The sequence below is a fragment of the Streptomyces sp. NPDC028711 genome (assembly GCF_055565415.1).
Window position 1 is genome coordinate 256,647 of sequence record NZ_JBVHUJ010000010.1, and the last position, 13,512, is coordinate 270,158.

General features: G+C 72.3%; 9 protein-coding genes. All 9 read left to right on the forward strand.

Going from position 1 to position 13,512, the window contains the following annotated elements:
* Positions 1-104 precede the first annotated feature (104 nt).
* The 9 genes from ACZ4VK_RS28260 to ACZ4VK_RS28300 all read left to right on the forward strand — a co-directional run bounded on the left by ACZ4VK_RS28260 (position 105) and on the right by ACZ4VK_RS28300 (position 13,400).
* Positions 105-1,661, forward strand: a complete 1,557-nt coding sequence (locus ACZ4VK_RS28260) for a TIGR02677 family protein (RefSeq protein ID WP_468357809.1) — start codon at positions 105-107, stop codon at positions 1,659-1,661.
* Entirely contained in the window at positions 1,658-2,971 is a 1,314-nt protein-coding gene (locus ACZ4VK_RS28265) for a TIGR02678 family protein (RefSeq protein WP_468357812.1), read from the forward strand. Before ACZ4VK_RS28260 ends, ACZ4VK_RS28265 begins: the two co-directional genes overlap by 4 nt.
* On the forward strand, positions 2,968-7,101 hold the full coding sequence (locus ACZ4VK_RS28270) for a TIGR02680 family protein (protein ID WP_468357815.1): 4,134 nt from the start codon (positions 2,968-2,970) through the stop codon (positions 7,099-7,101). Before ACZ4VK_RS28265 ends, ACZ4VK_RS28270 begins: the two co-directional genes overlap by 4 nt.
* A complete protein-coding gene (locus ACZ4VK_RS28275; RefSeq protein ID WP_468357818.1) occupies positions 7,098-8,411 on the forward strand; it encodes a TIGR02679 family protein in 1,314 nt (437 codons plus the stop codon). The genes ACZ4VK_RS28270 and ACZ4VK_RS28275 overlap by 4 nt, the downstream gene beginning before the upstream one ends.
* 719 nt (positions 8,412-9,130) lie before the next feature.
* Entirely contained in the window at positions 9,131-9,793 is a 663-nt protein-coding gene (locus tag ACZ4VK_RS28280; RefSeq protein ID WP_468357821.1) for a hydrolase, read from the forward strand.
* Between the two features lie 5 nt (positions 9,794-9,798).
* The gene (locus ACZ4VK_RS28285) at positions 9,799-10,320 is read left to right on the forward strand and encodes a DoxX family membrane protein (RefSeq protein WP_468357824.1); all 522 of its coding nucleotides are present in this window, start codon (positions 9,799-9,801) and stop codon (positions 10,318-10,320) included.
* Between the two features lie 87 nt (positions 10,321-10,407).
* Positions 10,408-10,992 (forward strand): Dps family protein, encoded by a 585-nt coding sequence (locus ACZ4VK_RS28290; RefSeq protein ID WP_468357827.1) that lies wholly within the window; start codon positions 10,408-10,410, stop codon positions 10,990-10,992.
* A complete protein-coding gene (locus tag ACZ4VK_RS28295) occupies positions 10,992-12,416 on the forward strand; it encodes a dihydrolipoyl dehydrogenase family protein (protein WP_468357830.1) in 1,425 nt (474 codons plus the stop codon). The genes ACZ4VK_RS28290 and ACZ4VK_RS28295 overlap by 1 nt, the downstream gene beginning before the upstream one ends.
* A 150-nt stretch (positions 12,417-12,566) precedes the next feature.
* Positions 12,567-13,400 (forward strand): alpha/beta fold hydrolase, encoded by an 834-nt coding sequence (locus tag ACZ4VK_RS28300; protein ID WP_468357833.1) that lies wholly within the window; start codon positions 12,567-12,569, stop codon positions 13,398-13,400.
* Positions 13,401-13,512: the final 112 nt, after the last annotated feature.

Here is a 13,512-nt window from a genome sequence, read left to right on the forward strand (position 1 = left end):
CTGCCATGAGAATGATGACAGCGACCCGAGAACGTAATTTCGGACCGCCCCTTAACGTGGGCGCCGAAGTGCCGCAGGGGTGGCGGCGGAGGGGATGTACCAGCATGCGCAGGGTTCCGCCGGAGATGTTCCGGTTCACCACGGGGGAGACGGCCGACCTGAACGGGGCCGTGCTCGAGGCTTTCGGGGTGGCCGGCGAGCACCTGGAGACCGCGCTCGGGCTCGACGGCGTACGGGAGCGGCTGCGTGCGGTGGGCTGGGTCTCGGACCTCGAGGACGAGGAACTGCACGAGACGCTGAAACGGCTGGTGAAGTGGGAACTCCTTGACGTGGTTCACAACCACGCCCAGAACTACCGCACGGCCGAAGAGTACGAGCGGCGCAACCTGCACTACTCACTGACCCGCCGGGGCGAGGCCGCGCTCGCCGGGGTGCGACACGCCCTGGAGGTGCTGGCCTCCACAGGGGCGCTGCAGACCGCGGTGCTGGAGGCGATCGCCGACCGGCTCGACGAGCTGACCGTCCTGTCCGGCGAACCTTCCGCGGCCGACCGACGGATCTTCAGCACCCTGCGGGAGCTGGAGGGCCATCTGGAGGGCCTGGTGGAGAACACCAGGGCCTTCAACGGCCAGTTGCAGAGGCTCCTTCGCGCCGAAGGAGTGGATCTGGACGTGTTCCGTGAGGTGAAGGCCGCCACCGTCGCGTATCTCCAGGAGTTCCTGGTCAATCTCGACCGGCGCGGCGAGACGGTGGCCGCCGCCGTGGCCCGCGTGGAGGAGCGGGGCATCGCGGTGCTGCGTGAGCGGGCCCTGCGCGGTGCCGAGCTGCCTCCGGCCCCGGGAGAGGACCCGGCAGCCGGCTGGCTGGAGAGCCGGCGGGCGCGCTGGGCGGGGCTGAGGGCCTGGTTCCTGCCGGACGACGGGGCGCGCCCCCGGATCGAGCAGCTGCACGACATCGCCCGGCGTGCCATCGTCTCCCTCCTGCAGGTGCTGGAGCGGATCAACGAGTCCCGGCGCCGCCCCTCCAGCGCCGTACAGGACTTCCGGGAGCTCGCGCGCTGGTTCGCTGCGGCTCCCGACGAGGAGGACCTGCACCGGCTGTGGTCGGCCGCCTTCGGCCTTGGCCCGGCCCGCCATGCCCACCTCGCCCACCCGGACCCGGAGCTGATCCCCTCGTCCCACTCCTGGTCCGAGGTGCCGCCGGTACAGGTGTCGGCCCTCCTGAGGACCAGCGGACGGACCGAACGCTTCACTCGTACGGCCACGGTGCGGGACGTTGCGGCGGTCAGGGCGGCACGCGCCGAGCGGGCCCGGGCGGAGAGAGCGGAGCTGGCACGCGCCTGGCAGGCGCTGGAGACGGACGGCCCGGTACGGCTCTCCTCCTTCAGCACCCTCGACCCCGCGGCCTTCGACCGCCTCCTCGACCTGCTGGGCCGGGCGCTGGCCGCCCGGCCGGACGCGGGTGGCCGGCGACGGGCCACGACCGGCGACGGCCGGGCGGAGGTGGTGCTGTCGCCGCCCCCCGACGGGCGCACCGCCGTACTGCGTACCGTGCAGGGGACGATGGCAGGACCGGACTACGTCATCCACGTCACGGCCGTGGGCGGGGCGATCGCCTTCCCGGCAGTCCGCGCCGCCACGGGGCAGGAGGCCGCAGGATGAGCACCCTCGCCAACCAACTGGCCTCCGCCGAACGGGAGGAGGTCGCCCGTGCCATCCGCCTCTTTCTGGCCCGCCCGCTGCTCACCGAGGCAGCCGACCCGACCGGTTTCGATCTTGTGCGCCGCCGCCGTGACCCGCTGGCTCGTTGGTTCGACTACACCTGCGGCTGGAATCTGGTCGTGGAGCCCCGCCGGGGCTACGCCCGCCTCACCAAGGTCCGCGTCAACCCCGACGGCTCCCGTCCCGCTCGCCGGGCGCGTTCCGGCCGGGCCCCGTTCGACCGCCGACGGTACGTCCTGTTGTGCGTGACCGCCGCGGAGCTGCTGTCGATGCCGATGACGACCATCGGCATGCTCGCCGACCGCGTCGTCCAGGCCATGGCGGCCGACCGCGCGCTGGCGGGGTTCGACCCGGTCCACCGGCCGGAGCGCATGGCGTTCGTTGACGTCCTGAAGCTGCTGGAGTCGTACGACGTGCTGCGTGTTGTGGACGGCACGACCGAGACGTACGTCGACTCCGCGGAGGCGAAGGTCCTCTATCGCGTGGACAACACGTTGCTCATGCGGCTGCCCGCTGCGCCGGTCGGCGCCTCCCGGCTCGCCGTGCCCCCGGAAGAGGTGCCCGCGCGGTTCGAGGACCTCCTCGCCGGCCTGGTCAGGGAGCGCCGCTACGGAGGCGCTTCTGCTGACGGGACGGCCGACGACACGCACGCCGAGACCGCCGCGACCACGGATGCCCAGCGCAACCTGCGGCTGCGCCACTCGGTGCTGCGCCGCCTCTTCGACGACCCCGTGCTCTACCGAGCCGACCTCGCCGAAGACGAGCTCGCTTACGTCACCTCTTTGACCGGACGCCAGATCCTGCGCCGCTCTGTCGAACAGGCCGGTTTCCTCCTGGAGGAACGGGCGGAGGGCTTTCTACTCGTCGACCCGGACGCCATCGCCACCGACGTCCGCTTCCCCGACGACACCTCCACCGCCCGAGTCGCCGCGTTACTCCTCCTAGCACCGCTCTGCGCCACGCCCGCGGGCCTGCTGCTCGAACAGCTGGCCGAGGCCGGAGCGGAGCTGCTGCGCCGCTTCCCGGGCTGGGCCAAGGCGTACCAGTCGGAAGAAGGACCGGCCCGCCTTGCCGACGACGCCGTACGGATCCTGCTCGACGTCGGCCTGGTAGGCAGGGCCCGAGACCGCGTCGTCGCGCGACCGGCCGCGTACCGCTATCGCCTGACGGAGACCACCGGCCCAGTCCCGAAGAACGATCCGCTAGCCGTGACCGCCGCCGGTGGCGCCGGAGAAGGAGACAAGCAGTGAGCGTGACGGAACTTCCCCTCCAGCGACGGCCCGAGGAGCCCATCGAGCCGTCGCCCGTTCACGAGGCGGACACCGGCCGTGGACGCTGGCAGCCCCATCGCGCGGGCATCCTCAACGTCTGGCGCTACTACGACGAGACCTTCACCTTCCACCAGGGTCGCCTGCTGCTGCGCGGTCAAAACGGCACTGGCAAGTCCAAGGCCCTGGAACTGCTGCTCCCCTTCCTCTTCGACGCCAGCCTCCGCCCCAACCGCCTCTCCACGTTCGGCGGTTCGGAGCGCACGATGCACTGGAACCTGCTCGGCCAGGGAGCGTCCGGCAAGACCCGTGTGGGGTACGTGTGGATGGAGTTCCGCCGCGTCGGAGACGACGGCACTGAGCACTGGTTCGGCTGCGGAGCCCGCCTGCACGCGAGCGTGCACATCACCACGGCGCACGCCGACTACTTCACCACCACTGCCCGGATCGCCCACCCCGACGGGGTCCACCTCGTCAACGACACCGGACAGCCCCTGACCAAGGCGGCCCTCACCGAAGCCCTGCGCGACCGCGGCGAGGTGCATCCGTCAGCCACCGACTACCGCACCACTGTGCGGCGCGAACTCTTCGCGGGCATGGGTGAGCAGCGGTACGAGTCCCTGCTCTCCGCCTTGCTCCAGCTCCGCCAGCCCAAGCTGTCCGAACGGCTCGACCCCTCCCTCCTGTCCACCCTGCTGTCCCGAGCACTGCCCCCGCTCGGCGAAGGAGAGATCACCGAGCTCGCCGAGGGCTTCGAGCGCCTGGACCGGCAGCGGGACCACCTCGACCGGCTCGACGCCGAGGTGACGGCCGCCGAGAACGTCGCCTCCCGGCAGCGCGCCTACGCCCGTCGGGTCCTGCGGGCCGGTGCGGCAGTGCTGATCTCTGCGACCACCGAGATGGACGACCTCACCCGGGACGCCCGCGTCAGCGCCGAGGAGTACGAGAAGGCGTGCGAGGAGCGCGCCTCGGCCCTGGCCCTGCGAGAGGAGCTGGAACTGCGGGCGCACGCCTTGGACGAGATCGTCGAAGGGCTTCGGGAGAGCGACGCCTACCAGAAGGGGGAGGAGCTCGACCGGCTCCGCCGCGGCACCGAGGAACAGGCCGCGGCCGCCGCGGAGCTGCGTACCGCCGCCCGGTCCGCCGAGGCTGAGGCGGAGGAGGACCGGAAGCACGCCGACGAGGTCGCGGGACACGCCCGCTCGCGCGACGAGCACGCCCGCGCGACCGCGGACGAGGCACACCGCTCGGCCCGGGCCGCAGGCATGGAGTCCATTCACCACGAGGTGAAGACGATTCTGGACGCGGAAGGGGAGGTGAAGTCCCTCGGCAACGGGACGGCGAACACCCCGGTCAGGACGGGGAGCAGGCGGTCCGATGCTCCTGGCACCGCCGCACGTCGTCTGCTCCGGGGCGCGGTCATCGCCCGACGGGAGCAGGTCGCCAACATCACCGACGCGATCGACGCCCACGACCGGGCGGTACGCGACCGGGGTACCGCCGAGGGCCTGCTGGACGAGGCCCGCACCCGGCTTACGGACGCGATCGCCCACCGCGACGCGGCCGCCGCCGCCGGAGACAACGCCCTCGCCGCCCAGGCGGAACGGCTGCTCGCCTGGGCCCGGGACTGCACGGAACTGCGCATCCCCGACCTCGATGAACTGGCCGCCAGGGCGGCCGTCGAGGCAGATGTGCGTGAGCTGGTCGAAACGGTCGCACGACCGCTGGACCAGGAGATCACCATGGAACGGGCCGGAGTCCGCACCGCACAAAAGGGGTTGGAGCAGGAACGGGACCTGCTCGACGCGCGGAGGCGCAAGCTCAGCGGCGAGACCGATCTCCAGCCCGTCGCTCCACCCACCCGCACCACCGTCCGCACGGCTGCGGCGGGCGCGCCGCTGTGGCGGCTGATCGCCTTCCACGAGGACGTCCCGCTCCCCGTACAGGCCGCGGTGGAAGCGGCACTGGAGGCGTCAGGCCTCCTGGACGCATGGGTGAGCGCATCCGAAGGGCTCACCCTCCCTGGGCACGACACCCGTGTCGAGGTCGGCCTCGCCACGACCGCCCCCGGCTCCAGCCTGCTGGACGTGCTGAGGCCCGAGGAGGACATTCCCGTACCGGCCGGCACCGTGACCCGCATCCTCGCCGGCATCGCGTATGGCACCACCCTGCCCGGCGGGCACCCTGCGGCAGTCTCCTCCGACGGCGCCTGGCGCCTCGCACCGGCCACGGGTTCCTGGTGCAAGCCGGAGCCCGCCCATATCGGCGCCCTCGCCCGGCAGCGGGCCAAGCAGCGTGAAATCGCCGAACTGACCGAGCTGATCGCCGAGAAGGACGCCTCCCTGGCCACCCTCGCCGACCGGCTGCGGGAACTCGCCGCCCGCGCCGCCCGGCTGGCGGACGACCGCACCGCCCGGCCCGACCACCGGGAACTCGACGCCTGCCGACGGGACTGGGACCGGGCCGAGGAGAAGGCGGCCGCCCGGGACGACGCCGTGCGCGACGCGACCGAGCATCTGGCCGCACGCGAGGGTGACGTGGCCGGCGCGCTGCGCATGCTGAGCCGCAGGGCCGCCGAACACGGACTGCCCACGGACCGCGACCGACTGCGCGAACTCGGCCGCGACGTGGAGAGGTTCCGCGACCTCGCCGATGCCTGGACGGACGCCCGCATCGACGCGACCGCGGCCGCTGAAAGGGCTAGGGAGACGGCTGCACGGGCGGACCGGTCACGCCTTCTCGCCCAGAAGCAGACCGCCGACGCGGCCGCTGCGGAAGCGAAGGCGGCTGGTCTGACGGCACGTCTGAAGGCGGTGGAGGAGACGGTCGGCGCGGACTACCGGCAGATCGTCGCGCGCGTTGCGGAGACCCGTGCCGAACGGGTCCGCTGCGGCAAGGAAGCCCGCCAGGCAGCCGAGCTCCTCCTGGGCCTGGAAGGCCGCATCGGAGAGCTGAGGGCCACCAGTGGCCAGGACGCCGACCGGCAGGAGAAGGCAGTCGAGGCCCGCGATGGCGCGGCGCGGCGGTTCCGGCACCTGTGTCTGGTGGGTCTGGCCGAGGACGCGGGCGTCGTACCCGAACTCGACGCCGGGGACGGTACCAAGGCCACTCTGGAGGCCGCGCGCGCCATGGCGGCTCGATGGCCCCAGATCCCATACGCCCCGCGCCACCTCGGCGACGCAGCCACTCGCCTCTCCGAGTCGGTCCACGAGGCCCGCCGGCATCTTGGGGTCCGTGCCGACCTGGAGCTGGAGCCCGACGACGACGTCCAGCTCTTCACCGCCACCCTGGAGGGCGTCCGCGTCGGGGCGACCGGTCTGCTCGCCGCGCTCACCCAGGAGCGCGACCGCAGCCGCGACGACATCAGCACCGCCGAACGGCGCCTCTTCGACCAGATCCTCACCGGTGACATCCGCCGCCACCTCGCCGCCCGCATCCGCCGGGCCGGCGAACTCGTCGCGCGCATGAACGGGCACCTGGAGCGGGTCCGTACCGCTTCCAACGTCGCCGTCCAGCTCGTCTGGGACGTCCGCCCGGACCTCCCTGACAGCACCCGCACCGCCCGCCAACTGCTCCTGAAGGACCCCGGTCGGGTCACCGAGTCCGACCGGGAGGCCCTGCACGCCTTCTTCCGTGCCCGCATCGAGGAGGCCAAGGGCAGCGACACGGCCGCGAGCTGGGAGGAGCACCTCGGCGAGGTGCTTGACTACACCGCCTGGCACACCTTCACCGTCCGCCTCGACCGGGCGGACGGGAGCGGCTGGCAGCCCCTGACCAAGCGGCTGCACGGCGCGCTCTCCGGCGGGGAGAAAGCAATCGCACTGCACCTGCCCCTGTTCGCCGCCGTCGCCGCCCACTACGAGGACGTGCCCCTGGCCCCCCGCCCGATCCTCCTCGACGAGGTCTTCGTAGGCGTCGACACCGTCAACCGCGGACAGGTCTTCGCCCTGCTCACCGCACTCGACCTGGACCTCATGATCACCTCCGACCACGAGTGGGGAAACTACAGGGAGCTGCCCGGCATCGCCGTCCACCAACTCCTGACCGACGGAGACGACGCCGTCACCAGCGCGCGCTTCGTCTGGAACGGCACCGGAATGGAGGAAGGATGACCTTGCGAGACCACCCCGTGTCCGCCGGGACGACCTCTCGGGAGCATCTCGCGTCGGGCGATGCGACCCTTCGCCGCCCCGAACTCCATCCCGTCTGGCAGACGGTCCACGACCGTCTCTCCTCCGGCCGCCCCGTCACACGCGTACGCCTCGGACTGCTGGACGAGACCCAGCGCGAAGCCCTCGCAGATCTCCTCGGCCTGGACCGCCTGCCGGACCCCCGGCCCTCCGTCGCCCTGGCCCGCCTGGAGGAGGCCGTCACCGAGCTCTCCGGCCGCACCGTACGAGAAGTCGTCGCCGAACTCATCGGCCCACTCGGCGACAGAGCCGGTGAACGCCGCCGCCAGGAGGACGAACGCGCCGGTCTGTGGGCCTGGCTGGCTGGTCACGACACGGTACGGGCGCAGCCGGTGCTCGCCGACTGGGCCGCGTCCTGTCGAGCCGCAGGACTGGTCGGTGGTTCGACGGAACGCACCCGTACGCTGCTCATCGACGCGCTCAAAGTACTCGCCGAGCTACCTGGCCAGGCCGAACCCCTGCCGGTCTTCGCCGCCCGAGTCCTGAACGGCCACGCGCACGCTCTCGACGACGGCACACCCGTCTCCACCCTCGTCCTGCGTGCCCTGGCAACTCTGTACGACATTGCACCGCCGCAGTCCGCAGGGGAACGGCGCGCCCTGTGGTCCCGTGCTGGCGTCGCCGACGACGAGCTATCCGCCACCGTCATCGCCGGCGGACTGCGCCCTATTGGCGACGGCCTTCTCGCCCGTGTGGCCCGCCTGTGCACCGAGGCCGGCCAGGCCGCCAGCCTGACCCTCGCCCAGGTCAGGAGCCCGGGTGAGCTCACCCTGCCCGCCGCCCCTGCCCCACTCGCCATCCACGTAGTGGAGAACCCCAGTATCTTGGCCCTCGCCCTCCGTCGCTTCGGCTCCAACTGCCCACCGCTTGTCTGCACGTCCGGCTGGCCCAACAGCGCAGCTATCCAGCTCCTGCGCCTTCTCGCGGACCAAGGCGCTGCTCTCCGTTACCACGGTGACTTCGACGGCGAAGGCATCCGCATTGCCGCATACGTCATGGAGAAGACAGGGGCGCACCCCTGGCGCATGACGGCGGCAGACTACCGATCCGCGATCGTCCGCAACGCGCACGGTCCTCGACCGAGGCGCATCACCGGAGCACCGTGGGATGCCGAGTTGGCCGAAGCCATGGCGGAGCACGACATCGCCGTGGTCGAGGAGCTGGTAGCCGATGTGCTGTTGGAAGATCTCGCTGCTGCGGCTTGCCAGGAGCACCCCACTGGCTGTTCGTGACGCTCATTTGACGCTCCACGCGACCGAAGGGGCGCCCAGAGGAGCCATATACCGGTGCTGACCTGCGGCTATGTCGACTGCTGTTTCGCGTGACCTGTTCCCGATGACCCACCACGTCGAGTGCGTCGCGATCCTGGAGCCGGTGAAGAATGACGCCTGACCTGCCGTTTCTCTGAGTGTGCGTGATGGGCGTTACGTGCGTTGGGGCGATCTCCTGACGCATATTCGACGCACGTTTGACGCACGGAGGGCGCTCCTGGCGGCATGGTCTCGACTCGGGTGCGCGCGGGCTCACGTACCCGCGAGTCGGGTGGCGAGGTGTCCTGCCGCTTCCTGCGCCTCGAAGTGTCCGACACGGCATGCCTCGGCGTACTGGACGCGTGCTTCTTCTATGGCGGCTTCCCAGGGGATGCGCTTCTGGCGTGCCGCTTCGATCTCGGCGAGACGTCTGCGTTCTGCGGCTTCGCCTGCCCTGCGTAGATCGCTGCATGAGGAGCGCCGGCCCGGGAATCCGCCGACGCGTGGCGTGACGGAGTCGCCCCCGGCCCGGGTGTCGGCCGGCTGCTCGTGGGCGGGGCTGCCGCGCTGGTAGTGCGCTGTCGTGCCAACTCCTGGGCACAGGGAGCAAAGTCGGCCGGTCGTGCCGCTCGTACTTTCGGGATGTGCCTGCCGCGGACGTGGCGGGCGCGACAACCGTCGTTCCGAAAGGACATCCCCTCATGTTCGACATCGCCAAGGTGCAGGCCGCCCCGAGCAAGGATCTGCTCACCCCCGACAACGCGGTCATGCTCTTCGTGGACCACCAGCCGCAGATGTTCTTCGGCACCGGCAGCGGTGACCGCGCCGCGATCATCAACAGCACCGTGGGTCTCGCCAAGGCGGCCCAGGCCTTCGACGTGCCGGCCGTCCTGACCACGGTCGCCGCCGAGTCGTTCTCCGGGCCCCTGATGCCGCAGCTCGCCGAGGTCTTTCCCAAGAACGAGGTCATCGACCGCACGACCATGAACGCCTGGGAGGACGAGGCGCTCGTCGCGGCGGTCAGGGCGACCGGGCGCAAGAAGATCATCCTCTCCGGCCTGTGGACCGAGGTCTGCCTGGTGCTGCCCGCGCTCTCGGCGCTGGAGCAGGGATACGAGGTGTACGTCGTCTCCGACGCGTCCGGCGGCGTCAGCCCGGCCGCCCACGAGCACGCGCTGCAGCGGATGATCGCCGCCGGCGCCGTCCCGGTGACCTGGGTCCAGGTGCTCCTGGAGCTCCAGCGCGACTGGGCGCGTCAGGAGACGTACCCCGCCGTGATGGAGATAGTGAAGGCCCACGCGGGCGCGTACGGCCTGGGTGTCGTGTACGCGCAGAGCGTCATCGGCGCGCACGCGGCCGGCTGACCTCCGTGGACACCGGCATTCTGATCCTGCGACTGCTGGTGGGACTGCTCGTCGCCGGTCATGGTGTGCAGAAGATCAGTTCGCACCTGGGCGGCAGGGGACTGAAGGGCGGCACCGAGGAGTTCCGCGCCGACGGCTTCCGGGGCGGGGCCCTCACCGCGCTGGCGGCGGGCGGCGGTCAGATCGGATCGGGTCTGCTGCTCGCCGGCGGCCTCCTGACCCCGCTCGCCGCGACCGGCGTCGTCGGGGTCATGACGGTCGCGCTCACCGTGAAGTGGCGCCACGGGCTCTGGGCGCAGAACGACGGGTACGAGTACCCGCTCGTCCTCATCGGCACCGCCGCCGCCCTCGCCGCCACCGGCCCCGGCGCCTGGTCCCTCGACGCGGCCTTCGGCCTCACGTCGTACCCCCTGTGGTGGGCGGCCCTCGCGCTCGTGGCCGGTCTCGGCAGCGGGCTCCTCACCCGGCTCGTCCTGCACCGGCCGGCGCCGGCGGCTTCGCGGACCGCCGCCCGCGGCGGGCGCTGAGCGCGAGCCACGGAGACCGGGTCCGGCCGCCCCGCGCCCCCGCTCGGGCGGCCGGACCGACCCCCTCTTTCCTCACCAGGAGTACCGATGGAAACCACGATCGCGACACCCCCGCACGGCGGCGGCCAGCCGCTGCTGCACCAGAAGGGCGCCGAGACCCAGTCGTTCGGCACGCTCAAGCAGCTGCCGATCGGCCTCGGCCACGACACCCGCATGTACGCCTGCCAGCGGCTGAACCGCGTCCTCGCCGACACGCAGATCCTCTACTCCCTCTACAAGAAGCACCACTGGCTGATGCGTGGTGCGACCTTCTACTCGCTCCACCTCATGCTGGACAAGCACGCGGAGGCCCAACTGGCCATCGTGGACGCGCTGGCCGAGCGGATCCAGAGCCTCGGCGGCGTCGCCGTGGGAGACCCGCGCCACGTCGCCGAGCTGACGGGGATCCCCCGGCCGCCGGACGGCGTCGAGCCGGTGCCCGTCATGCTGTCGCGGCTCCTCGACGCCCACGAGCGGATCCTGATCGACGCCCGGGATGCCGCCGCCCGGATCTCCGGGGAGGGCGACGAGGGCAGCGCCGACCTGCTCGTCTCCGATGTCATCCGTACCGGCGAGGCGCAGGTGTGGTTCCTGGCCGAGCACCTCGTCGACACCCCTCTGGTGCGCGGCTGATGGACACGTACGACGTCGTCGTGGTCGGCGGTGGACCGGGCGGAGAGGTCGTCGCCGACCGGCTCGTGCGGTCCGGCCTGACCGCCGTCGTCGTCGAGGCCGACGCCGTCGGCGGCGAGTGCTCCTACCGTGCCTGCGTGCCCAGCAAGGCCCTGCTGCGACCCGGCGCCGTCCGGGCGGAGGCCCGATCGGTCGACGGGGCCCGGCAGGCGGTCACGGGGGCCGTCGATCCGGCGCGGGTGCTGGCCCGCCGCGACCGCTTCACCGGGCGCGGCGACGACACCGGCCAGGTCGACTGGCTCGGCGGTGCGGGCATCGCTCTGGTACGGGGGCACGGGCGGCTCGCCGGTGAGCGCCGGGTGGAGGTGACGGGGGCCGACGGCAGGGTCCGTACGCTGCGGGCCCGGCGCGCGGTCGTGGTCTGCACCGGCACGGAACCCGCCCTTCCGCCGGTCGAGGGCATCGACCGGATCGGTGTGTGGACCAACCGGCAGGCCACCACGGCCGACGCGGTGCCCGAGCGGCTCGTCGTCATCGGCGGGGGAGTGGTGGCCTGCGAGATGGCCACCGCGTGGCGCTCGCTCGCCTCCTCCGTCACCCTGCTGGTCCGCGATCAGGCCCTGCTGACCGGCTGGGAGCCGTGCGCGGGCGAAGAAGTCACCCGGGGGCTGAGCGATCTGGGCGTCACCGTCCGCTTCGGGGTGTCGGCCGTCCGGGTCGCCCGCGACGACGCCACCCGCACGGTGACCGTGGACACCGACGACGGCACCACCCTCGTCTGCGACGAGGTCCTCGCCGCCGTCGGACGGCGCCCGCGGACCTCGGACCTCGGCCTGGACTCCGTCGGACTGCCGGCGGGTGACTGGCTCCCGGTCGACGACACCTGCCGGGTCACCGCGGTCGAGGGCGACTGGCTCTACGCCGTCGGCGACGTCAACCGCCGTGCGCCGCTGACCCACATGGCCAAGTACCAGGCCCGTGCCTGCGCGGCGGCGATCGCCGAGCGAGCCGCCGGGCGCCCGGCCGTCACCGGCGGCCGGCAGCCGTGGAGCGCGGAGGCCGACCGTTTCGCCGTCCCGCAGGCCGTCTTCACCCGTCCCGAGGTCGCGAGCGTCGGCCTCACGGAACACGCGGCACGGGCAGCGGGTCTCGCGGTACGCACGGTGGAGTACCGCGTCGACGACGTCGCCGGTGCCGCGCTCCACGCGGACGACTACCGCGGCCTCGCCAAGCTCGTCGTCGACGAGACCCGAGGGGTCGTCGTCGGCTGCACGCTCACCGGCCCGATGGCGACCGAGCTCATCCACACGGCCACCGTGGCCGTCGTGGGCGAGGTCCCCCTGGAGCGGCTGTGGCATGCCGTGCCCGCCTTCCCGACGGTGAGCGAGGTCTGGCTCCGGCTCCTGGAGGCGTACGGCCTCTGAGGCGAGCCCCCCGTCGACCTCCGCACCCGCTCGGTCCGACCTCCGCACCCGCTCGGTGCGACCTCCGCACCATCCCGCCCGATCGCCGCACCATCCCGCCCGACCGAGCCCACCCGAACGTCTCACCACCCGACAAGGAATCACCCACCCATGCATCCCACGAGGCGCACCCTCGCCCTCGGCCTCGCCCTGCCCGCGACGCTGGCCGCTCTGGTCGGCGCCGGACCCGCGGGCCGCCCGGCCCCCGCCCCCGCCGGCGCCGACCGGCACGATCCCAAGCCCACGATCGTCCTGGTCCACGGAGCGTTCGCGGACGCTTCCAGCTGGCGCGGCACGATCCGGCGGCTGCAGCACACCGGCTACCCCGTCCTGGCCCCCGCCAACCCGCTGCGCGGTCTCGCTGAGGACACCGCCTACCTGCGCAGCGTGCTGGCCGTCGTCGACGGACCCGTCGTCCTGGTCGGCCACTCCTACGGCGGCGCCGTCATCAGCGGCGCCGCGGTGGGCGACAGCCGGGTGAAGGCCCTCGTCTACATCGCCGCGTTCACCCCGGCCAAGGGCGAGAGCGCGGCCGAACTCGCCGCCAGGTTCCCCGGCTCCACCCTCGGCGACACCGTGCACCCGCAGTCGTACCCGCTGCCCGGCGGTGGCACCGGAACCGAGCTCGTCATCGAACGGACCAGGTTCCACCGGCAGTTCGCCGCCGACGTCCCCACCACCGACGCGGCCGTCATGGCCGCGACCCAGCGCCCGGTCGCCACCGCCGCGCTGGAGGAAGGGGCCGGCGAGACGGCCTGGAGGACGATCCCGTCCTGGGCGCTGATCGCCACCGCCGACAAGAACATCCCTCCGGCCGCCCAACGGTGGATGGCCCGGCGCGCCGGCTCGCACGTCACCGAGGTGGACGCGTCGCACGCCGTGGCCGTCTCCCGCCCGGCCGTGGTCACGCACGTGATCCTCGCCGCCGCGCGGGCGAGCCGCTGAGCCCCCGACCCGTACCTCCCGTACTCCCGTGCCTCCCGTACTCCCGTGCCTCCCGTACTCCCGTGCCTCCCGTACTCCCGTACCTCCCGTACTCCCGTGCCTCCCGAAGGAG